Genomic DNA, 22,498 nt, shown 5'->3' on the forward strand with positions numbered 1-22,498 from the left:
AATTGAGGGAATGAATACCAAAATAAAGCTTATTAAAAGAATGAGTTATGGATTTACCAATTTTCAACATCTTCGACTTAAGCTGTTTGCTTGCTTTAATTCATAACAAAAATTAACACACGAAAACCAGAAGAGCCAAATCCCTAAATCACTGATAACTGATAACTGAATAAATGCTACACATTGCCACTTTTTCTCGCGAAAATGAGTGCCAAAATTGCGGTTTTTGGCAGAAACTTGCGCCCCATACCCGGGTTTTAGTGACTCTTTTGTTAGTTTTTGCCACAGCCTTAACCCCGAATGGTAGCTGGGAAACTTGGGGGATTTACGGATTAGGATTAATTATTTTAATTCTGATCAGTCGGGTGACTATTAGCGTACTTTTACGAAGAGTAGCGATCGAATTTGTCTTTATCGGTGTGGTTTTATTGGGAACCCTTTTTCGCGATGGCGGGGAAATTCTTTGGTCTTGGGGATTTTTGCGGATAACTAGCGAGGGATTGCTGGTTTTAAGCAGTGTGGCCTTAAAAGCTTTTCTCTGTCTTTGTACGGTCAATATTCTGGTTTTAACCACAGCAATTCCCGACCTGTTGCAAGCATTAGTTACCCTGAAAACTCCCCCTTTATTGGTGGCAATTTTAGCTTCTATGTATCGTTATCTAGCTGTTTTGATCACTGAATTTAATTCCATGCGAAGGGCAGCAATTGCGCGCAATTTAATGAGTAGTCCCCGATGGCAACGGCTGCTAGTGGGACACATGATCGGCGCTTTATTTATCCGTACCTACGAACGTGGCGATCGCATTTATCAAGCCATGTTATCGAGGGGTTACACTGGTTCCTTGCCCTCTGTACAGGTTCCCCAAAGTAAGCTGAAAGATTATCTCGCTATAATTGCCATAGTAATTCTGATCCTCTGGGGTCAAATGGTACATCTACTCAGGTAAAAGTCTCGTTTTTCATGCACCACAACCCGATTTTTATTGAAAACCTAGTTTATACCTATCCTGACGGCACAGAAGCGTTAAAAGGTATTAATTTAGCCATTGAAGCTACGGAAAAGGTGGCTTTAGTCGGGGCAAATGGATCGGGAAAATCCACCTTATTACTGCATTTTAACGGTATTCTCCCGCCGCAAACCGGTAGAATCACCGTCGGTCCCTACGAAGTTAAACCGGAGAATTTAGAAAATATCCGCAATTTTGTCGGTTTAGTCTTCCAAAACCCCGACGATCAGCTATTTATGCCCACTGTCTGGGAAGATGTGACTTTTGGCCCGATGAATCAGGGTATTCGGGGAGAGGATCTAAACCATCGCTGTCATCATGCTTTACACGCGGTGGGATTGGATTCCCAGCATTACGGTAAGAGAAACAGTCAGAATCTATCGGGGGGTGAAAAAAAACGCGTGGCAATTGCAGGGGTTTTAGCCATGTTACCGGAGGTCTTAGTTTTTGATGAACCTAGCGCCCAACTGGACCCCCGGTCCCGTCGGCAATTAATACAACTGTTGGCCACTTTACCCCAAACCCAAGTGATCGCCACCCACGATCTCGATCTGGCTTTAGAATTGTGCGATCGCACGGTGGTGTTAAGTCGTGGTCAGGTGGTAGCTGAGGGAGAAACCGCTAGGATTTTAAGTAATCGGGAATTTTTGGAACAACACGACTTGGAAACACCCCTTTGTTATAGTCGTCCCTACTGTGCGATCGCTGATGCGCCCTCACAAGTCAGTGATCAGTGATCAGTTATCAGTGATCAGATGTGAGTTTTCAGTTTTCAGTTAGAAAGGGGATAGGGAACAGGGATTTAGGGATTTAGGGGTTTAGGGATTTAGGGGTTTAGGGAAATTTCAGCTAAATGCCCCACTTCCCCACTTCCCCACTTCCCCACTTCCCACTCTCCTATACCTTTTAAACAGCATTTATAGCGTTTCCTAAGCTAGTGAGATACACCTGTTTTTCTTTCCTTTTGCCTGTTGCCTGTTGCCTGTTGCCTTTTGCCTAAAACCCATAACTTTTGTACCTCAGCAGACTGAAAACCGCTATAGTATGATTTAGATAGTCAACAGCTTACCGCTACTTAGCGGTTAATTTTTGGGATTCTAAGGGAGAATGATGTAATAACATTAATTGATTTTCTTGTAAGATTTCGATAGCATAAGCAAGGCCAGAAGTATCGCTAAATTCAACTTCAAAAACATTTGGCTCATAGACTTCTACAATTGTTCCCACTTGCCCGCGATATAATCCCAATTGAGGTAAGTCTTCTAATAAAGCAACCACATCTAAGAGTTTCATTTCATTATCTCCTTATCTCCTTAAAGTACATAACAAGTAACTAAACGGGGAAAATTTTCATCATTTCTCATTATCCAAACACTGGGAATAATAGCTGTTTTTTTTTGATGATTCAGGGGAAAGTCAATAATATACTTTTGTCTATATTCCCACTCCTGCAAGAAGTCTGTGGATGGCTTGTCCTAAGTAAATACTGATGTCTGATGCACAATGTGGAGATTTATTATCGGTTTCTTGCATTATGAGAGAGGACAAAAGCGAGAAAGTCTGACATTCTTAGGATAGGTAGCACGAAAATCGAGGCCATTTCTCACGATGCAAGCTCTGCTAGAAAAAGCTCAGATAGCGTTGAATAAAAAGGACTGGGAGACAGTAAACGCCAGCATACAGCGACTTTTAAACCAAAAAGATGCGATTGAATCGATTATTAACGATGAAATCCTCGATTTAGCCCTAGAAGCTTTACAAAAATGCGATTTTCAACAGCGATGGGAGATAGCTAAACTATTTCCCCAAATCGGTCAATCGGCGATCGCTCCTTTAATTGCCCTGTTAGAATCCGAGGAACAAGATGGGGAAATGCGCTGGTTTCTGGCGAGAATTCTCAGTCAATTTGACGATCAAGCCTGTATTCTCGCTCTCAGTCAATTATTGCAAAGATCGGAGGAGGAGGAACTCATGCAAATGGCTGCGGCCGCTTTAGCTAATATCGGCAGTTCTGCGATCTCTAGTTTAGGACAATTACTGTCCGACTCGAACAGGCGTTTTTTAGCCGTACAAGCTTTATCACAAATTCGCCGGCCGGAAATTATCGAACCGCTTTTAACTGTAGTTAAGGATCAATCTAGCGCCATTCGGTCCATGGCGATCGAAGCTTTAAGCAGTTTTCACCATCCCCAGATTACTGCGATTATCCTCGATGCTTTACAGGATCCGGCCATCGAGGTGCGACGGGAAGCAATTAAAGCTAGTAGTTACCTAGCGTCAAATTATCCCCAAGCAGATTTAGTTAACCATCTGCAACCGCTGTTATTCGATATCCACCTCGAGATCTGTCAAGAAACGGCGATCGCTCTCGGTCGTATCGGCACAGCAACCTCAGCTAAAGCTTTAAATCCACTGCTGCAATCTTCCCTAACTCCCGATAGTTTAAAATTAACCGTAGTGCGAGCATTAGGCTGGATCGAGGACGGAGAAGCTTTAAATTACTTAGAAAAAGCTTTATATAGCGAAAATGTCTTTATTTGTCGGGAAATTATCGCTATTCTCGGCCGGCAAACCTCCCAGAAATTACGCCGACAAGCAGGAGAAATTCTCGGTAATTTTTATCACTCCTGTCCCGCGATCCTCGGTGATACAGGAGTTAAACAGTCTCTAGCGATCGCTTTAGGAGAATTAGATCGGGATAATAAAAGTATTTTGCTGACTTTAGCAGCCGACGGGGAGGCGATCGTCCGTCTCCATGCTCTCAGCGCCCTAAAAAAGCTAGATCATGGGACTATATAGGGTTGGCTGAAAAAGTTTGTTGGTGGGGGTAGGGTGTAGGGTGTAGGGTGTAGGGTGTAGGGGAGATGGCTGATGGCTAAAAAGCTGATAACAAGGGCCGAATCTAAAACCTAATTGGTTAAGCTAAAAGCTTCGATGTACTTAGTTTCTAACCTTCTTTTTAAGTAGGAGAATTGCCAGATCCTGTCTTTTGCACGAGTGCCTGTTGCCTCTTGCCGGCTCTTCTCGACTTTGTGTGATAATTTTTGCTTATGGAATCGTGAAATGCTTATCGGGCAACACTTTTAGGACTATTTTGTCGAAGAAACTATCAGTATAGACCTCGTTTCCACACAGAAACCAGAAGAGCCTCTTGCCTTCAGAAGCTGATTACTGATAACTGATTACTGATAACTGATTACTGATTTAAGGTCTTTGCAGCAAGATTAATTCTTCAACGGGGAGGAAATCATAGTATTGACCTTGATTAGCTAAAACTGCGATCAAATGGAGACGAGCATCGGGTTCAATGTGTAATCCTTCCCAGGGGACAGCAATTTCCAAACATTGATTAAAAGAAGCTTTGGCACTACTAGGAACTCGCTGCCAAGTAAAATATTCTTGAGCAACTTCTAACCAAGTAAATTCCGTGATTAAATTAACTCCTAGATGATGATGATAACCGTAATCGAGGGGCGATCGAGGGGGAATATCTGTTAGGGGAATTGGACTTTGCAGACGATGCACTTCATCATAATACCAATATAAATGCACTTCAGCTGGGATATCTTTGCCTAATTCTGCCCCCGGTTTCCAATCGAAACGCAGATAAAAATTGAGGTGATCCCAACCGAAAAAGAGCCTTTGTACTAAGGAAGTCCGGTGCATTGTACCACTGGCGCCGCCAATTTCGATCCGTCCAGCTTTATCCCAATCCTGTTCGTCCCCAAAACCGTCGATAATGGGGTGAATAAAAGCTAGTGGACGATTACTTTGTTTATCTCCGTGTTCTTCCACCGGTTCGAGCAAATAGGAGGGAATTGGCTCATTTAAAGCTTGATAAAGAGCGATCAGGTGTTCGCGGAAAAGTTGATCAAAAATTGCGTCATGATTGGAGGAATGACCATAACCAAACCACCAAAACCAATCGGAACCCTCCGCTGCATACAATGCTTCCCACGCATCGGGGTTATTATCTTCCGTCGCTTCCGGGTGATTAGCGAGGGTTTGACGGGCTAAAATTAGATATTCCCAAGCTTTATTTTTAGCGGGATCGCCGATCCAAGTGGTAAAATCGGCATCGATCCAAGAGCCGCTATGAAGTTGATTGACAGGGATTTTAGCATTAGCCGGAAAGCGATCGAGATATTCCGAGACGGTGACTAATTTGATCGCTTGGTGGTCGCTTAAAAGTTGATAAAGATTCTCTAGGAAGGGTAAACCGTCTTGATGATAGTTTTCCCAGCAGTTTTCGCCATCTAGCGCAATGGTAACTAACCAGGGTTTTTCTAACGTCGTAGTTTCTGCGTTAGTTTTCAGTTGTTCGGCGATCGCTTCTAGGTGTTTAACTAAGTCTGTAGCGGCCTCTTGCGCTTTCATGCCACTATAGCTAAATCCGATCAGATCCGAGAGACGATGATCGCGGAAAACCATCGATAAATTGCCGTTGCTAGTTTCCAGAAGGTAGGGACGATAAAGCAATTCCGGTTCACTAACATTGCCTTTTTCGTCGCGATGAAAGTAATGTCCTAGGGACCAACCTAACACCCCCTCATCGGAACATAACCACTGAAAACCCTGTTTAGCGATTGCGGGGAGAATTGCGGGACTAACGGATTGTTCCGAGGGCCAAAGTCCTCGAGGATGTTTATCAAAGCGATCGATATAGATTTGCCAAGCTTTCTGGAGATGGCGGGAAATATCTTCAGGATAGTGGAAATATTGCCGAGGAAGGGTCATATTCGGCACCGCTACCCGGCCGGCTTCCGAGTTGGCCAGCAGGGGTAAAATCGGATGGGTGTAGGGACTGGTAATGATTTCTAGTTGTCCGGTTTCCTGCATTAACCGATGTTGCGGCAAGATACGACGCAGAATTTGACGCTGTTTGGAGATAATTCGCTGGCGATCGCTTAAAGTGAAGTTTTTTCCCTGTTCTAACCAAGTAGCGATTTCTGGGTCACTGTGAAAGATAGGATCAATCCACGCGAGGTTATGCCAAGCCAAGAGATCGCTATAATCTTGCAGATTCCAATGGCTAATACACCAACTATGACCGTTTTCTTGACGCTGTGCGTATAATTGGGCGTAACGGGGGTGCGGATCGATCAGGGTACGATGGTTAGCATCGAAAAAGTGTTCGAGGATAAAGTGTTTTTGTGCCAGGGTTAATTGCGCTTCCGGGGTGACGGTGAGGGCAAGATAGGGGTCTATAGCTAGTCCGTTGACGTAATCCTCTAATTGCAGGATTAAAGAGGGGACAAGGTTGACAGTTTGGTGTAATTTCGGGTAACGTTCTAGAATTAAGATTAAATCGAGATAATCTTTCACTCCATGCAGTCGCACCCAGGGTAAGCGATATTGTCCCGAAGTATCGGTGCTAGTTTGACAGGATTTGTAGAGGGGTTGGTGTTGATGCCAAATAAAAGCGACGTAGAGAGGATAGGCCATGATAATACCGAGAAAAAGTGCATACAACAGGCTATTTAGCCGTTATTTGGATGATAATAGACAATAACGCCCATTATATATTCTTAAAAGTTGATTTTGGTCACTACCATAATCCTATCAACGGGTTTTGAGGGGGTATCGTCTCTTTGCATTTGTTAAAGGATCCGATTCTCTGGGGGTGATTATTTGCAGTTCAGCAGTAAAATCCCTAATATTATTCGGCCTTACTGATTACTGATTACTGCTCACTGAAAAACCCCCCACCACCTGATCGACAACATTTTTTAGGATGATAGGATAAGCTGGAATTATCGAAACCGTAGAAATAATAGATAAAATGAGTAATCTCCTCTGGCCGCGTTTTCTCAAGAAAGCTTACCGTCAAGAACCAATAACTAGCTTTATCTTTACCGCAGCGGCAGTAGATGTCATCATCGGGGTTCTAGGACAAAGATGGACACTGCTATCTTTAGGGGCAACGATTATGGCGATCGCTATCTTCGCTCGGTGGCAACAGAGCCAAAAAACTGAGGCAATCAACAAAGAAGAAGCAGCAAGATATTATTTACCGCCCCAATCGGGTCAAGTGGCTTTACCAACCCTGAAAAACGAAAAAAATCGACCTTCTTAGCTCAGAAATCTGACCTTGCTTGGCAATCAATCCCCTCAAAGGCTAGAATCTATAGCACCGTTCATTTGTTAATATTCAACTAAATTTATGAAATTCCGATTTATGGGTGGGGAGAAACTTGTCGGGGCAATTGTGGTCAGTGTCCTAACCACGCTGACAATCGGGCAACATCAGCTTAGTCAGGCCCAAAGTCCTATTGCTCCCCCTAAACCCGCAGCTGAAAGTGGCGAAAAAACCCCAGAAACTATCCTAGTAGAAGGTTTAGGCAGACTTACCCTCGCTAAAACCTTAGAGGGGCAACAATCCACCCCTAATGCTGTGATTTTCAGCCCCGATAACCAATTGGTTCTCGCTGGTGGTAGTGATACGGATCCTCTCCTGAGAATTTGGTCGGTAAAAACAGGGCAAAAAGTCTCCCAAACTCGGGCCCAAAGAACCAGCGTCAAAGCTTTAGCTATTAGTCCCAACGAAAGGTTATTAGTTAGTAGCGGTTCAGATGGTTCGATTAATTTTTGGAATCTGGTGGAAGGCAAGTATTTAGGAATTGCCCTCGAACACGGTAATACTGTCCTCGCCCTTACGGTTACTCCCGATGGTAAAACGTTAATTAGTGGTGGTTTGGAAGGAATTCGCCTCTGGACAGTGCAACCTCCCCGCCGTCCCCTCTATCGTTTAAATTGGGTGGGTAATTTTGTTTATTCCCTAGGGATGAAATCCGATGGTGTCACCCTTGCTAGTGGTCATGAAAACGGTGAGGTAAATTTTTGGGACATCCGCGAGGGCAAATTTTTGTCGAAATTTTCCGCCCATCCCCAAGCGGTTAGCAAGCTTTTATACACTCCCGACGGCAAAAATTTAATTACGGGTAGTTTAGACCGCACGATTAAAATCTGGGATACGAGCAATAATCAGTTATTATTTACCCTCATCGGTCATACAGCCCGAATTCGTTCCCTGGCACTCCATCCTAACGGACAAATTCTCGCTAGTGCCAGTAATGACGGTGTGCGTTTATGGGATGTGACCACGGGTAAACAGTTAGCCTGGTTTGATAATAATTCCGACTGGGTGGAATCCCTGGCTTTTAGTCCCGATGGGCAGTATTTGGCTAGTGGTAATTATGATTTTAAAATTCGCCTCTGGCAATTCGTCCGTTAGGCAAAAATGCCTTGATTTAGCCTTTAACCACTTCTAGAAAAGCCGATTTCGCCGCTGCCTGTTCCGCTGCTTTTTTGCTTCTGCCTGTTCCCACTCCTAATTTTTGCTCATTTAACCACACTTCCGCACAAAAACGCTCTTGATCTAAACCATTGATTTCTTTAACTAAATATTGCGGCAGTTTTTTGTATTTTGCTTGTGTCCACTCCTGCAAGGCATCCTTATAATTCTGTCGGGCCGGATCTCGACGAATTTCGGCCGCTTTTTCCCTTAGTGGTTCATCTAACCAAGAACGCACTAAAACCATCGTTTGTGTACTAAGATATAATGCTCCCAAGACCGCCTCGAAAGCGTCTGCTAGTCGAGAAATTCGCCCCGCTTGATCGATACTCGTACTAATTGATACCAACAAATAACGCTCGAAACCGTAGCGATCCGCAAATTCCGCCAGAGTGCGATCGCTAACCATCATCGATCGCAGCGCAGCAAATTCTCCCACTAGGGCCTCCGGATAGGTTTCTAACAATACCTCCGCCGCCACGAGCCTTACCACAGAATCGCCCACAAATTCCAATTGTTCATAATTCTTATCACGGGAAACACTCGGATGAGTCAGGGCCAAATCTAATAAATCCCACCTGACGGGGACATCAGCCGATAAACCCAGCTTTTCCACTAGGGTTTTTAATTGTTTTTGGCGACGCGGATCACTTAAGGACATGGGAGCGAGAAAAAGGGAAGTGGGGTGTGGGGTGTGGGGTGTAGGGTGTAGGGTGTGGGGTATAGGGTGTGGGGTGTAGGGTGTGAGGAGAACAAAGCTGCCTCCTGCCTCCTGCCTCCTGCCTCCTGCCTCCTGCCTCCTGATAACTGATAAAGGAGAGAGTCAGACATAAGCCGAATTCTGTATTTCCCAACAGCAGTAAAATTGCTTTTACCTTTGTTGGAATAGAGGTTATCTATCTGGGATAATTGTTACCAATTACCTCAAGCGGTTCCTAAAAACGGGACAGGAAAAAGACCAACCTTTGTCCCTCCACCTTGCTCCCCACCGGGGTTTACCGAGCCAGTACCTCTCAATACTGCTGGTGCGCTCTTACCGCACCTTTGCACCCTTACCCCCAATCAGTTATCAGTTATCAGTTATCAGTTATCAGTGGAAAGTTATCAGTGAAAAGTTATTAGTTATCAGTGAATTTACTTTCGTTACTGATTACTGTTTACTGATTACTAAAAAAAGGGGGCGGTATTTTTCTGTGGCACTATCCTCACGCTCACGCGCACTGGACGTTATCCAGCAAGTGTGGTCTTTCGGGAGTTCGGACTTTCCTCGGAATCATTAATCAAATGACCCCGCAACCTCTAGACCAACTCTCTCCTATTCTCTAGTATGACTTACCAGAGACTCGATCGCTCATATATCCTAGTCAATAATCAGTGATCAGTAAACAGTAAACAGTGAACAGTGAAAAGACAGCAGGAAACTGCTATTTAATACTGCTCGCTTAATAAGTAGTCGTGCAAAATTAATTTCCTAGTGAAGATAGGCAAGAGGCAAGAGGCAAGAGGCAAGAGCGGGGTTAGATGTGTGTAATTAATTTTGCTTAGGTACTTACATACTGCTCACTTAAAACTCAAATCTGATAACTGGTAACTGGTAACTGATAACTGATAACTGATAACTGCTCAATGTCGATGGCTCTAAACGTTAACATTAAAGGTAATGGCTATCCGATCCTCTGTCTGCACGGTCATCCCGGTTCGGCGGCGAGTATGTCTGTATTTACCGATCATTTTTGCCAACGCTGGCAAACCCTGGCCCCGGATCTGCGCGGCTACGGTAAAAGTCGTTATCGCCGCGATTTTCAGCTAGAAGAACATCTAGAGGATTTAATCGGACTGCTTGATCGCCAAAAAATCCCGCAATGTTTAATTCTCGGTTGGTCTTTGGGGGGTATAATCGCACTGGAATTAGTATTGCGGCATCCCGATCGCTTTGCCGGTTTAATTCTAGTGGCCTCGGCCGGGCGGCCTTGGGGTAGTCATCCTCCTATCACCACCACAGATCTGATCTTGACGGGGATGGCGGCAATTCTCAATCAGATTAAACCGGGATGGCGTTGGAATATTGATACTTTTGCTCGTCGTTCCCTGTTTCAGTACCTTTTTTCACAACATCAAGCGATTTCTTATCAATATCTCGCTCAAGATGCTGTTCCCGCCTACTTAGGCACTTCTCCAGCTGCTAATCGCGCTTTAAATCGGGCTTTAAAAAAAGGTTACAATTGTTTAAAATCTCTTGACAAAATTACAATTCCCTGCTTAGTTCTGGCGGGAGCAAATGATCGCCATATTACCAGTGCCTCGAGCCAAGAAACGGCCGAAAACCTGAAACTGTCTCAGTGGAAATGTTACCCAGAAACGGCCCATCTGTTCCCCTGGGAAATCCCCGACTTAGTTTTAGGGGACATTGATAATTGGTTAGCGGCGCATTTTAGCGATAAACTGGCAGAGTGAAGTGAAAACTACTGCCGTGGTCGGGGACACTATCCACCCAAATTTGACCGTAGTGGGCGCGAATAATCTTGCGACAGACCGATAAACCGATGCCATAACCTTCTTTACCCTCATCCCGTTTGAGACGCACATGACCCTCAAAAATATGCTCTTGTTTTTCTTCGGGGATGCCGGGGCCGGTATCACTGATGCTCACTTGTACTTTTTGAGTAGTACGATGGAGGACAGAAAGGGTAATTTCGCCGCCGGGGGGAGTATATTTGATGCCATTCTCCAAGAGATTAATAATCACCTGTCGGATTAACTCCTCATCAGCATAGACGGGGGGCAGATCTTGGGGGATATCGCTTTGGAGAGTTAAAGTCTTTTCCTGAAAAATATCGGTAAATTGAGACAAAATTTCCTGACAAAGAGCTTGAAGATAAAATTTACTCTGGTGGAGAGTGAATTGCGCCGCCATGCTCTTAGAAGCTTGCAGAATATCCGTGATCAAACGGTTCATAATCCGAAACTGTTTGCGGGCCTGTTGGTGCAGTTGTTCTCGTAATTGCAGACTGCGCTCCGTATCCGGTTGATGATAGGCTAATTCTAGGGTTTCCACGGCGATGGAAGCAGCGGTGAGAGGGCTGCGTAAATCGTGGGCTAACATAGCCAAAATTTGGTCTTTAAATTTCAACTGTTCTAATAATTCTTCCTTTTCCTGTTTAAGACGAAAAACCTCATCGGCAATGCGGATGAGTTCGCCCGAATGTTCCACCTCTTGACGTTGTTCATCCTCAGCGTGATGATTTTTGACCTCCTCTTTAATCGCTTTTTGCCAGCGTACCAACCATTTTTTAAACTGTTCCACCAGATTACTGCCCGCGAGGGTATGGCGGGGGGCGGGGGCAATTTTGACCAGGGCCGGGGTAGCTACAAGGCGAAAATGTTCGACTAAATGAGGTTGCTGGCGAATTTCGATGATTTGTAGGTCAATTGGGTAATCAGACTTTAAAGACTGGAGATAGGACTGAATTTGACGGATAATTTCTTGAGAACTGGGACGGTCATCAACAAACAGCAAAAGTTGAATCGAGAGAGGCGTTGTCGTCTCTCTCCCTAAAGCAGTCAGTGGCTCGTTAGATGGGAGCATCGGAAAATTAGTAAACCTAGGGATTGACGAGATCGATCGATCATCGATCGACTTTTATCATATTCTTTATTGTAGAAGCTTAAGATAGTATAAAATCTACTCAACCTAATCTTAAAGTTTTATTCCTTAATTCTAAGAAGAAATCCTATGGCTTTTGGCTATGTTGCCCTAGTTCTCCACGCTCATCTCCCTTTCGTTCGCCATCCCGAAAGCGATTACGTCCTCGAAGAAGAATGGTTATACGAAGCAATCACAGAAACCTACATCCCTCTGCTGCAAGTTTTTGAAGGTCTCAAGCGGGATGGTATCGATTTTAAAATGACCATGAGCATGACTCCGCCGTTGGTGTCGATGCTGCGGGATCCGTTACTGCAAGAGCGTTATGAAGAACACTTAGGTAAGTTAGAAGAATTAATTGCTAAAGAAATCGACCATAATCAACATAATGGCCATATTCGCTACTTAGCCGAATATTACGCCGAATCTTTCCAAAGTATCCGACAAACTTGGGAAAAATACGATCGAGATCTGGTCAAGGCATTTAAACAATTCCTCGACAGTAATAACCTAGAAATTATCACCTGTGGTGCGACTCACGGTTATATGCCCCTGATGAAAATGTACCCACAAGCGGTCTGGGCGCAAATTGAGGTGGCCTGTCAACACTACGAAGAAAATTTCGGTCGTCGTCCCAAGGGAATTTGGTTGCCGGAATGTGCCTACTATGAAGGGGTAGAAAGAATGTTAGCCGATGCGGGCATTCGTTATTTCCTCGTCGATGGCCACGGTATTCTCTACGGTCGTCCGCGTCCCCGTTACGGCAGTTACGCGCCCATTTTCACGGAAACTGGGGTGGCTGCTTTCGGTCGTGACCATGAATCTTCTCAACAGGTGTGGTCTTCCCAAGTCGGTTATCCGGGGGATATAGTTTATCGGGAATTCTATAAAGATTTGGGCTGGGAAGCGGAATACGAGTATATTAAGCCCTATATCATGCCCAACGGTCAACGCAAGAATATAGGCATTAAATACCACAAAATCACTAGCCGGGACGGTGGTTTATCGGAAAAAGGGCTTTATGACCCCTACTGGGCCAAAGAAAAAGCCGCCGAACACGCGGGCAATTTTATGTATAATCGCGAGCGGCAGGTGGAGAGTTTAGCGGGAATTATGGGCCGTCCTCCCCTGGTTGTTTCTCCCTACGATGCCGAGTTATTCGGTCACTGGTGGTATGAGGGACCCTGGTTTATTGATTTTCTGTTCCGCAAGTCTTGGTATGACCAAAATATCTACCAAATGACCCATTTAGCCGATTATCTCCGGTCTAACCCCCATCAGCAGGTCTGTCGTCCTTCCCAATCCAGTTGGGGTTATAAGGGTTTTCACGAATACTGGCTAAATGAAACCAACGCTTGGATCTATCCTCACCTGCACAAAGGCACGGAACGGATGATTGAATTAAGTCATCATGAAGCGGAGGATGAATTGCAGGAACGGGCTTTAAATCAGGCGGCCCGGGAGTTATTATTAGCGCAATCTTCTGACTGGGCTTTTATTATGCGAACCGGTACAATGGTTCCCTATGCTGTCCGGCGCACTCGTTCCCACCTGCTGCGGTTAAATAAAATCTATGAAGATGTGAAATCGGAGAAGATTGACTCTGGTTGGTTGGAAAAAGTCGAGGAAATCGATAATATTTTCCCCAATATTGATTACCGTGTCTATCGACCTCTGTAATCTGGGTGAGTAGTATGGATAAAAAGGGGGTTAGTTAATACCCCCCCGATTTGATTTTTTAGAAAGTTAAATTGGTGTGCCTTGGGCTAATTCTGAGGCTAATTTGGCCAAAATTTTGGGTTTAAGTTCATCAAGTTTCCGTTTTAACGTCCGCTTGCTAATTTGCGGGCTGCCCACTGGAGCTAATTGACTATCTCTCACCCATTGCTGCAAAATTTGGCATTGATTGGCGGGAATATTAGCGGTGATCACATTTTCACAGATCGGGCCGCCTTCGAGGGAGAAAAATAAAATCCAGTATTGACCAGTTTCGCCAAGGGTTTTGGTCATTTTTTGACCCTGGGGGGTTTTTAAGTCCAAATAACAGGGCAACCAACGGGGACCCTGTTGACGATGATAGAGGACAGTAATCCAGAGAATCATCGGGTGGGGTGTGGGTAAGAAGAGAAATTGATTATAACGGACACTAGCAACCCGGACGGGGATATCTTCTCGATCCAACATTACCCATAAACTGGCAAAAACGCCGTCAGCAGCCTTGATACAGCGTGGGAAGACGATTTTTTGGCGCGGTTTATCCTCGGGCCAAATGGACTTGAGACAGATATCCTTAGTATTAGCGACAGCAAGACCGGTTCGATCTAAATCTTCAAGGGTTTTAGTTTTGGCGGTGTAATCGTCGATTTTTTTGACTATTTCACCGATACGATGCAATTTATTAGGTTGATTATTTTTGACTAGGGGTTCGAGTCGTTCGAGAAGTTGTGGTATATCTGTAACACTTTGCGGTCGATCGCTGGGTGCTTTGGCTAAACAGCGCAGGATTAACTGTTCTAATTCTGGCGGTAATTGCAAGCTAGGATTAAAGGGACGGGGTTCAGCGTAGTGGTGAGCCTCATACCAACCCCCAAAGGAGGAATTATCGGGAAAAAAGGGCGTTTTTCCCGTGAGCATTTCATACATCACGATCCCAAAACTGTAGATATCGGAACGATGATCGAGTTCTTTACCTTCCATCTGTTCTGGGGAACAATAGGCTAGGGTTCCCATAAACGATTGGGTTTGGGATTCTCCCGACTGGATGAGTTTAGCGATGCCAAAATCGAGAATTTTCACCAATTCCCCTAATCCTGAGTCCTGAATCACGATAATATTGCTAGGTTTGATGTCCCGGTGAATAATCGGACACATCTCGCCTTGGAAGATAATACCCTTATGAGCGCATTCGATGCCGAAACAAATCTGACGGGTGAGATGAAAGAAGCGCGAGAGAGGCAGCGGGTGATATTTGATGATTTCTCCTATGCTTTCCCCCTGCAAAAACTCCATGACGTAGAAGGGGACATCCTTTTCATCTACACCATAATCACGAACTTTAACAATATGAATACTTTTTTCGCCTAAAAGTGCCGAAATAGTTGCCTCTCGCTCGAAACGCTCGCGCATTCTTTTGTTGAGGAGAGTTTGCGAGAGGAATTTCACGGCGACGGTTACGCCACCTAAGAGTTTATCTTCCGCTCGATATACTTGTCCCATGGCACCGCTGCCGATCAACTCGACCAGTTGGTATCGATTGGCAAGTAGGCGCCGATGTCTAGATTCTGCCGACATAACTAGGCTACTGTGTTAATTATAGTGAGTCTGATGGAGAGAGTTTTTTTAAGAACTGCTGCAATCCCTGGGTGATCGAGAGGACTTAACCCTAGAATGCCCTTTTTTTAGGCTAAAAGCATCCTTTTAAAGATATATTTTCAGGTATTTTTAGCCATTGCCTCTTGCATAATTAATTTTTGGGGGTTGAAAAAAATAAAAAAACTAAGTATAAAGTAGCATAAAATCTCTAAATATAGCATTTCTCGCATCTGTGCGGCACACTTAAACCTTTGCTGATTAAGCTGTTCAGGATCGGGAATGTACCTCTTGTGAATCAGAAACGCTATAGACCATTTAACTGATTATTATTCGTTCTTGATTCTCCCGCCTACTGACTCCTAAACCACTACTACAGGCAAATCCCTAGCCCCTGTGAAACTTTTTTGCCGAAAGTGACCGATCTGCGTAATAATTCTTTAATAAAGATTTGTAAACTTGAAAATGATTATCCTTTCGCAGTGCTAGAGATTTAATGAGACGACTAATTGCGATCGAAAAAGCTCTGCTCATCGGTCATATTGTATCGATGGCTTTTGGACTAGCGGGATTGTTGCTAGTTCTGCCCCATCCCGAATTTGTGGCCAATTTACCGGATTTTGGCAAAACCGCCTTTGCTTGGTCAATGGCCGGGGGGGGTGTGGTGTATATGGTGTTAGGAATGGCAGCGGTGGCTGTTTATGCCTATCGGACTCTAGGAGTGTGGCACTGGTTAGGATTCATGGTTCCCGCTATCAGTTTATCCCTTTGTAGCGAACTATTAGGAACCAGTACCGGCTTTCCTTTCGGTCATTATCGTTATCTTTCGGGCTTAGGTTACAAAATTGCGGGTTTAGTCCCCTTTACTATCCCCCTATCTTGGTTTTATCTCGGTTTTAGTGCCTATATCATCGCTCGTGTTGGTTTATCCACTCTTGCGATACCCCAGTGGCTACAAAATCTAGGAGCGATCGCTATCGGGGCGGTATTATTAACTTCATGGGATTTTGTCCTAGATCCGGCCATGAGTCAAACTACCATGCCCTTCTGGATTTGGGAACAACCGGGGGCTTTTTTTGGGATGCCCTATGAAAATTTTGCTGGTTGGTTCGGTACAGGCTGTGTTTTTATGACGGTAGCCACTTTAATCTGGCAAGTGCAACCGGTGAAACTGCCAAGTCAAGATTTAACCCTACCTTTTGTGATGTATTTAGGTAATTTTGGCTTTGCTACGGTCATGAGTATCGGTGCTGGTATTTATCCGCCGATTTTCTTAGGATTACTCACCGGTATTCTGCCTTTAATACTCCTCTATAATCGCGCCAAGGCTGTTGCTTCCGGGCAAACAGTGGCAACCAGCGAAGTAACAACCCTAAAAATCCCCGTTGTTTCGGTGAGAGGAGCCAAATAAGTTGTTAACTGAGATAATTCTCGGTGCATTCTGCCTGGGGCTACTGCTGTCTCAGGCTGTTGCCTTTTTTATCCTTCTTTCCCGTCTGCTGAAAGGGGCGCGTCGTCGTCCTCCCCTGACTCCCCAACCCCCCACCCCGGAGATGTTAGGGACAGTAAGCGTGATTGTGCCGACGTTAAACGAAGTGGCCAGGATTGACGGTTGTTTACGGGGATTGAGTCAACAGAGTTACGAAGTGCGAGAAATTCTGATTGTCGATAGCAATTCCCAAGATGGTACGCGGGAAAAAGTCAAGGAGATAGCGGCAAAAGACCCCCGCTTTCGCCTGAAAACCGATTATCCTTTGCCCCCCGATTGGGTAGGTCGTCCCTGGGCGTTACACAATGGTTTTTTGTTTAGTTCTCCTAAAAGTGACTGGATTTTGGGCATTGATGCCGATACCCAACCCCAAGCAAATTTAGTGGCTAGTTTAGTTAAAGCTGCGATCGCAGAAGGTTACGATTTAGTTTCCCTGTCGCCGCAATTTATCCTCTCCTATCCGGGAGAATGGTGGTTACAGCCGGCTTTATTGATGACTTTGCTCTATCGCTTTGATGCGGCCGGAGTGCGCGGGCAAGATCCCCAACGAGTCATGGCCAATGGTCAATGTTTTCTCTGCCGGCGGTCAGTTTTAGCGGCTTTAGACGGTTATAGCGGGGCAAAAGGTTCTTTTTGCGATGATGTCACCCTCGCCCGTCTAGCGGCGACGAAAGGCTATCGGGTGGGATTTCTTGATGGGGCGAAGTTGATTCGCGTGCGGATGTACGAAGGACTTAAGGAAACTTGGCGCGAATGGGGCAGATCTCTTGACCTCAAAGATGCCTCCTATCAGGGGCAATTATGGGGCGATTTAGCTTTATTAGCTCTTACTCAGGGATTACCGATAATTATCACCCCTTTACTGCTCACAGCTTTGATTTTTGGCTACAATTTCCTGAGTTTAAAAATTGTCTTGACTTTAAACCTGCTGCTGTTATTGATTCGCTTTGCCCTTTTATTGGCCGTCTCTCCTAGCTACTATCGCGGCGAAAAAGTCAATCTATCTTCAGGATTATTTTGGCTATCTCCCCTAGCGGATCCGCTGGCAGTTATCCGCATTTTTATCTCTGCTTTTACCCGTCCCCAAAGTTGGCGCGGTCGAGTGTATCAGTGAATTGGAAAATAAACATTGGGTGTATGAGGCTCCTCTAACGGTAGATTGATTCATGAATCAATCTACTATGAGAGCAAAAACCTGTACTCCCCTACTCCCTAGCTTACCTCATAAGCCATTAAGAGTAGCAAAAAAAAGAATTAGATTCGGAGAATGAATCAGCCCCAGTATTAAGGGTAGGGTTGATTCATGAATCAACCCTAGAAAGCAGGGGGAGATCGAAGGCAAAATCTATCTTCTATGTAATTAGAACCACTTACTTAGAACACCCTTAATTATACTAGCCTTTTCACTTAAAACCGAGGAATATGATTAAAAAGATGACGCATGACCACAAATTCCCAACAAAATAACGAATAGCCATAACCCTGACGCTCCACCGTCCTCACCTGAGCTTGTAAACCCTTTAAGGAAAAATCAGGATTCCAACCCGCATATAAACCCACCCCCACCGGCACATACCGGGAAGCTGTCGCCAGTCCCGATCCCGAAAGACTTGCCGCCACCTGATTGGGAGTTTTCCGATAGATCTGTAGGACCACCTCATCCACAATCCCTTGACGCACCCAAGCCAACCAATTTTGATTATATTTATTCACCGCAAAAGAGTGAGGATTAGGCGAAAGACTGACCACCAACTTGGGATTAATCGCCTTGACATGATCGTGCAACTTGCGGGTTAAATTCGTTAAAGCTTGACTTTTATTACCAAAAACACGCGGAACCGCCCAATGATCATCTAACTGAATCCCCGCCAAATCTTTTTCTTTTAAAATATCTTCCATATTCCCCAAAAGATAGGCTTGTACCTGCGGATTCGCCGGATCTAACCAGACATTGGTTTCCACCACCGTCTTCCCTGCGGGCGTTTTTAATAGCCAATCCGGATGCTTTTTGGCAATGGGATCATTAGGGGATAACATCAAACCATACTCAAACCAAGCAAATGGTTTCAAACCCTGCCGTAAAGACTCCTTAACCGCTGCCCTCCAGGGATTGCTCAACGGCGGCACAAACAACCAATTCGTCGGACGTTGGGAAGTCGGATAAAGCGTTCCCCTCAACCCATAAACACTAAAATACACCCGGTCATAACCCGATCGCGAAAGATGATTTAACACCTCGTCTAAGGACGTAGTGTGATGTAACAATATCGTGCCAATATTGGTTAACCAAACCCCCTTCATCTGGTCATTTTCCACTGCCTTTCGGGGAGCCGCTCGGTGAGTAACCAACAACAAAAAAGCCACTCCAGCAACAATCCCAAACCTCTTTAGGTACTTGCTAAACTTAACCATGATTGCCGATTAATCCCACCAAGATATTTGATAATAGCATTATTGTAGTCCGATTTTTGATATTCAGTTCCTCATCAGCAGGCCTTAAATAGGGCTTGCGGCAAAAATTAGGGGCGAAGCATTCGGATAGGAAATCTACGGTTTCAGCGATAGGTTATCGCCCGAATGCTTCGCCCCTACAGGACTCAAAACCTTGCACCTGTTTCGCAAGAAAAGCCCAAAACCCTTGCCTCGCCTACATTTCACATTTATTCAGCAAGCCCTATTTCGTTAGTTTAAGTTTATCAGGGTGATCAGACTAAATCCGGTTATTAAAAACTGATTATCAGTGAACTAAAAAATAGATACCTGGTGTATTAGGCCCCCCTAACACACCCAGAAAAGATTTTAGGAAAAATTAACCGACGACACAGAGAATATCCGATGCGTGACTAGCGGTATTCACTTTGTCATCCACATGGCTAATTTTGCCTTCTGCATCGATGATATAGGTGACGCGCTTAGAATAGCCACCCCCATCGACATCATAAGCTTTGGTGATAGCACCATCGGTATCTACGAGCAATTGGAAGGGTAAACCGTATTTTTCTTTAAATTGTGCATGGGAACCCTGGTCATCCCTGCTCACCCCGAAGACTACTATTTCCTTGTCTTGGTATTGTTCGTAGTTATCCCGGAAGCTTTGCGCTTGCTTGGTGCAGCCGGGGGTATCATCTTTGGGATAGAAGTATAAAACTACGACTTTACCTTGAAAATCCGACAGGGAAACGGTTTTTCCAGTATCGTCGGTGGTGGTAAAGTTCGGTGCGATTGTTCCAACGGTTAAAGCCATAACTCCGATTCCTTTACAAAAGTTAATCTATATTGATGATAAAGGATTAGGGTCAAAAACAGGGTGTGGGAATTATGAATTATGAATTATGAATTATGAATTAGGGAGATGGGGTGATGGGGTGATGGGGAAGTGGGGGTTCGAGCATTTGTACTGAATTTCCCGATCAGTTTAAATACAGTACAGCTTAGAAGACGAACAACAAACCTTTAGAATTTGTCTTAGGATAATATTTGTCAGCTAAGAGGGGGATAATATGGGGCCATTCTGGTTAAGGGTGAGAACTTTTGGGCAAAATATCTTAATCGGTTTAGTTTTAGTGCTATTAATTGGTTTTTATGACAGTATCAGCGCCAAATCTACCTCATTGATGATTGTTTATCCTCCCGATAATCATCAAACCACGGCCGCTAGAATCTTTTTTATTGGTTCTGCTCCTCCATCGGGTCAAGTTTTGCTCAATAATCAACCGATTCAACGCAGTGCTAAAGGATATTTTGCCCCTAGTTTTCCCCTAGAAGTTGGCGAAAATAATTTCACTATTCGCTATCAAAACCAAACTATTAATCGTCAAATAATTCGTCTAGATACTCAAGCAATTATTCCCCACGAATTAGCTTTTGCTGATAACTCTCTCAGTCCTTCTGTCAATAAGACGAGGTTAGTGGGGGAATGGATTTGTTTTAGTGCGATTGCCACTCCCCAAGCTCAGATTTCTGTGCAGTTAGGAGATAAAATTCTGCCTCTTTTACCCCAACCTCAAACTACAAAACTGCCTAGTAATGCCGCAGTTTTAACTAATCTTAATCAAGCGAATTCCGAGGATAAAACTGGTTACTATCGAGGTTGTCAGCAGTTTAAGCAAGAGGCTAACTTAGGAAAACCTATTTTTACAGCACAATTAAATAATCGCTCTATTAGCCAACAAGGTCAAGGAGAAATTAACATTATTAGCGATCAAAATTTACCAGTGATTGAAATTATAGCGGTCCAAGGGGTAGCACGCACGGGGCCAGGTAGTGATTATTCCCGTTTAACTCCTTTACCCCAAGGCACGAAAGCGAGAGTCACCGGGAAAGAAGGGGATTGGTTACGGTTAGATTATGGTGGTTGGATTTTAGAGCGAGAAACCCGTTTAATAGTCAATGAGGTATTGGATAATGCTAATATTCGCGGTCTCTCTTCTCGCAGTATCAATCAAGCAACGGAAATTATTTTTCCCCTCTCCCATCCTGTACCCATCGCCGTGAGACAAGAAGATGATAAATTTATTTTGACCCTTTATAATACCATTGCCCAAACCGATACAATTTTTCTGGGGAATAATCCTTTAATCAGACGTTTAGATTGGCGACAAATTAACCCGACTACGATAGAATACACTTTTAATCTTAATCAAAAACAACAGTGGGGTTATAGTCTTCGTTACCAGGGGACAAATTTAATCTTAACCCTGCGTCATTCCCCAGAAAAAAGTGATAATTTACAGGGCAAAGTTATTTTATTAGATCCCGGACACGGAGGTAAAGAAACCGGTGCTGTCGGTCCAACGGGTTACACGGAAAAAGAGATTAATTTAGTTATGTCTAAATTAATTAAACGGGAGTTAGAAAAATTGGGGGCAACAGTTTATTTAACCAGAGAAACGGACATCGAACTATCCCTACCGGCACGAGTAGAGATGATTAATAATCTGCAACCAACCCTAGCAATATCAGTTCACTATAATGCTTTACCCGATGATGGAGATGCCTTAAATACCCAAGGAATTGGCATATTTTGGTATCATCCCCAGGCAGCGGATTTATCAGTTTTTCTCCACGATTATTTAACCAAAAATCTTAACCGTCCTTCCTATGGAGTATTTTGGAATAATTTAGCTTTAACTCGTCCCTATAGTAGTCCTTCATTGTTATTAGAGTTAGGATTTATGAGTAATCCTCAAGAATTTGAATGGATTACCGATACTCAGGCACAAAAACAACTAGCGCAAGTTTTAGCCGCCGGAATTAGTCAATGGTTTCAACAATCTGGGGTAATCGCTTCTAGTTAAAATTTAATGGCAATCCGAGGGAGATAAGCTTAAATCTTTATGAAAAACCAAGCCTTAGCTGGAAAGCCGGTGATAGGATTGGATGGAGTCTTTATTTTAGTCCGAGGAAATTAAATCAAGTTCATGGAAAAAATGTTACCAGTGAACAGCAATCGGACAAAATAACTGCTAGATTACAAGGTATATTCCATCACTCTCTAGCAGATATTCAAACAGCGATCGCTCTGGGACAAAAATCTCTGGATTAGCCAACAAATAAAGATAGTTTACTAAAAATTTGCCAACAGTTCACGCCCTTATAGACAACTTGATCGCTGCCCCCCTTATTAAGCTATCCCTTATAGGGATCTTTCTTAACAATTTTTGCAGTAAGCACTCCAACCCTTATCCTGACTTGATTTCAGTTTTTTCTTTGTCAGTAAGGGTGTCAACAAGGAATATTACAAATTGTTAACCGAG

The 22,498-nt window shown here is 44.2% G+C and carries 19 protein-coding genes and 1 other RNA gene; 11 read left to right on the forward strand and 9 right to left on the reverse strand.

Features of this window, described 5'->3' with window-relative positions:
* The 3 genes from IM485_RS16020 to IM485_RS16030 all read left to right on the forward strand — a co-directional run.
* On the forward strand, nucleotides 1-106 hold a 106-nt coding region (locus IM485_RS16020; protein WP_287638279.1), incomplete at its 5' end, for a transposase.
* A 67-nt stretch (nucleotides 107-173) separates the two neighbouring features.
* A complete protein-coding gene (cbiQ, locus tag IM485_RS16025; protein ID WP_104396394.1) occupies nucleotides 174-947 on the forward strand; it encodes a cobalt ECF transporter T component CbiQ in 774 nt (257 codons plus the stop codon).
* Nucleotides 948-961: 14 nt separating this feature from the next.
* Entirely contained in the window at nucleotides 962-1,744 is a 783-nt protein-coding gene (locus IM485_RS16030; RefSeq protein ID WP_002755908.1) for an energy-coupling factor ABC transporter ATP-binding protein, read from the forward strand.
* A 334-nt stretch (nucleotides 1,745-2,078) separates the two neighbouring features.
* Here the strand turns inward: IM485_RS16030 and IM485_RS16035 are convergent, their stop codons facing one another.
* Nucleotides 2,079-2,300, reverse strand: coding sequence for a DUF4926 domain-containing protein (locus tag IM485_RS16035; RefSeq protein ID WP_002761801.1), 222 nt, complete (start codon nucleotides 2,298-2,300; stop codon nucleotides 2,079-2,081).
* A gap of 20 nt (nucleotides 2,301-2,320) precedes the next feature.
* The gene (locus IM485_RS22795; RefSeq protein WP_353737636.1) at nucleotides 2,321-2,461 is read right to left on the reverse strand and encodes a DUF6883 domain-containing protein; all 141 of its coding nucleotides are present in this window, start codon (nucleotides 2,459-2,461) and stop codon (nucleotides 2,321-2,323) included.
* A gap of 154 nt (nucleotides 2,462-2,615) precedes the next feature.
* On the opposite strand from IM485_RS22795, the gene IM485_RS16040 reads away from it, so the two are divergent.
* The gene (locus tag IM485_RS16040; RefSeq protein ID WP_104396393.1) at nucleotides 2,616-3,806 is read left to right on the forward strand and encodes a HEAT repeat domain-containing protein; all 1,191 of its coding nucleotides are present in this window, start codon (nucleotides 2,616-2,618) and stop codon (nucleotides 3,804-3,806) included.
* Nucleotides 3,807-4,211: 405 nt separating this feature from the next.
* Here the strand turns inward: IM485_RS16040 and IM485_RS16045 are convergent, their stop codons facing one another.
* Nucleotides 4,212-6,452 (reverse strand): glycoside hydrolase, encoded by a 2,241-nt coding sequence (locus IM485_RS16045; RefSeq protein WP_104396392.1) that lies wholly within the window; start codon nucleotides 6,450-6,452, stop codon nucleotides 4,212-4,214.
* Nucleotides 6,453-6,789: 337 nt separating this feature from the next.
* On the opposite strand from IM485_RS16045, the gene IM485_RS16050 reads away from it, so the two are divergent.
* Both IM485_RS16050 and IM485_RS16055 read left to right on the forward strand, forming a co-directional pair.
* Entirely contained in the window at nucleotides 6,790-7,083 is a 294-nt protein-coding gene (locus IM485_RS16050; protein ID WP_104396391.1) for a hypothetical protein, read from the forward strand.
* A gap of 87 nt (nucleotides 7,084-7,170) precedes the next feature.
* Nucleotides 7,171-8,241 carry a WD40 repeat domain-containing protein gene (locus IM485_RS16055; RefSeq protein WP_104396390.1) on the forward strand — a complete coding sequence of 357 codons (1,071 nt, stop codon included), beginning with the start codon at nucleotides 7,171-7,173 and terminating at the stop codon, nucleotides 8,239-8,241.
* Between the two features lie 16 nt (nucleotides 8,242-8,257).
* On the opposite strand, the gene rnc is transcribed toward IM485_RS16055, so the two are convergent.
* Nucleotides 8,258-8,962, reverse strand: coding sequence for a ribonuclease III (gene rnc, locus IM485_RS16060; RefSeq protein ID WP_104396389.1), 705 nt, complete (start codon nucleotides 8,960-8,962; stop codon nucleotides 8,258-8,260).
* Nucleotides 8,963-9,116: 154 nt separating this feature from the next.
* An RNA gene (rnpB, locus tag IM485_RS16065) (RNase P RNA component class A) lies at nucleotides 9,117-9,613 on the reverse strand.
* A 314-nt stretch (nucleotides 9,614-9,927) separates the two neighbouring features.
* On the opposite strand from rnpB, the gene IM485_RS16070 reads away from it, so the two are divergent.
* Nucleotides 9,928-10,755 carry an alpha/beta fold hydrolase gene (locus IM485_RS16070; RefSeq protein ID WP_287744303.1) on the forward strand — a complete coding sequence of 276 codons (828 nt, stop codon included), beginning with the start codon at nucleotides 9,928-9,930 and terminating at the stop codon, nucleotides 10,753-10,755.
* Here IM485_RS16070 and IM485_RS16075 read toward each other — a convergent pair.
* Nucleotides 10,733-11,887, reverse strand: coding sequence for a histidine kinase (locus tag IM485_RS16075; protein ID WP_104396387.1), 1,155 nt, complete (start codon nucleotides 11,885-11,887; stop codon nucleotides 10,733-10,735). The genes IM485_RS16070 and IM485_RS16075 overlap by 23 nt on opposite strands.
* A 147-nt stretch (nucleotides 11,888-12,034) precedes the next feature.
* Between IM485_RS16075 and IM485_RS16080 the strand changes: the two genes are divergently transcribed.
* Nucleotides 12,035-13,624, forward strand: coding sequence for a glycoside hydrolase family 57 protein (locus tag IM485_RS16080; protein WP_072926856.1), 1,590 nt, complete (start codon nucleotides 12,035-12,037; stop codon nucleotides 13,622-13,624).
* Nucleotides 13,625-13,690: 66 nt separating this feature from the next.
* Here IM485_RS16080 and IM485_RS16085 read toward each other — a convergent pair whose 3' ends face one another.
* On the reverse strand, nucleotides 13,691-15,235 hold the full coding sequence (locus IM485_RS16085) for a serine/threonine protein kinase (RefSeq protein WP_104396385.1): 1,545 nt from the start codon (nucleotides 15,233-15,235) through the stop codon (nucleotides 13,691-13,693).
* 514 nt (nucleotides 15,236-15,749) lie between these two features.
* Between IM485_RS16085 and cruF the strand changes: the two genes are divergently transcribed.
* Both cruF and cruG read left to right on the forward strand, forming a co-directional pair.
* Complete coding sequence (gene cruF / locus IM485_RS16090) at nucleotides 15,750-16,664, forward strand: gamma-carotene 1'-hydroxylase CruF (protein WP_104396384.1); 915 nt, start codon at nucleotides 15,750-15,752, stop codon at nucleotides 16,662-16,664.
* Between the two features lies 1 nt (nucleotide 16,665).
* Complete coding sequence (gene cruG / locus IM485_RS16095) at nucleotides 16,666-17,856, forward strand: 2'-O-glycosyltransferase CruG (protein WP_287744306.1); 1,191 nt, start codon at nucleotides 16,666-16,668, stop codon at nucleotides 17,854-17,856.
* 293 nt (nucleotides 17,857-18,149) lie between these two features.
* Here cruG and IM485_RS16100 read toward each other — a convergent pair whose 3' ends face one another.
* Together IM485_RS16100 and IM485_RS16105 are read right to left on the reverse strand one after the other, a co-directional pair.
* The gene (locus tag IM485_RS16100) at nucleotides 18,150-19,154 is read right to left on the reverse strand and encodes a glycoside hydrolase family 10-like protein (RefSeq protein ID WP_104396382.1); all 1,005 of its coding nucleotides are present in this window, start codon (nucleotides 19,152-19,154) and stop codon (nucleotides 18,150-18,152) included.
* Nucleotides 19,155-19,551: 397 nt separating this feature from the next.
* On the reverse strand, nucleotides 19,552-19,986 hold the full coding sequence (locus IM485_RS16105; protein WP_002761836.1) for a peroxiredoxin: 435 nt from the start codon (nucleotides 19,984-19,986) through the stop codon (nucleotides 19,552-19,554).
* Nucleotides 19,987-20,242: 256 nt separating this feature from the next.
* Between IM485_RS16105 and IM485_RS16110 the strand changes: the two genes are divergently transcribed.
* Nucleotides 20,243-22,039, forward strand: a complete 1,797-nt coding sequence (locus tag IM485_RS16110) for an N-acetylmuramoyl-L-alanine amidase family protein (protein WP_287744310.1) — start codon at nucleotides 20,243-20,245, stop codon at nucleotides 22,037-22,039.
* Nucleotides 22,040-22,498: the final 459 nt, after the last annotated feature.

Source organism: Microcystis sp. M169S2, assembly GCF_020245865.1.
Lineage (GTDB): Bacteria > Cyanobacteriota > Cyanobacteriia > Cyanobacteriales > Microcystaceae > Microcystis > Microcystis ichthyoblabe_A.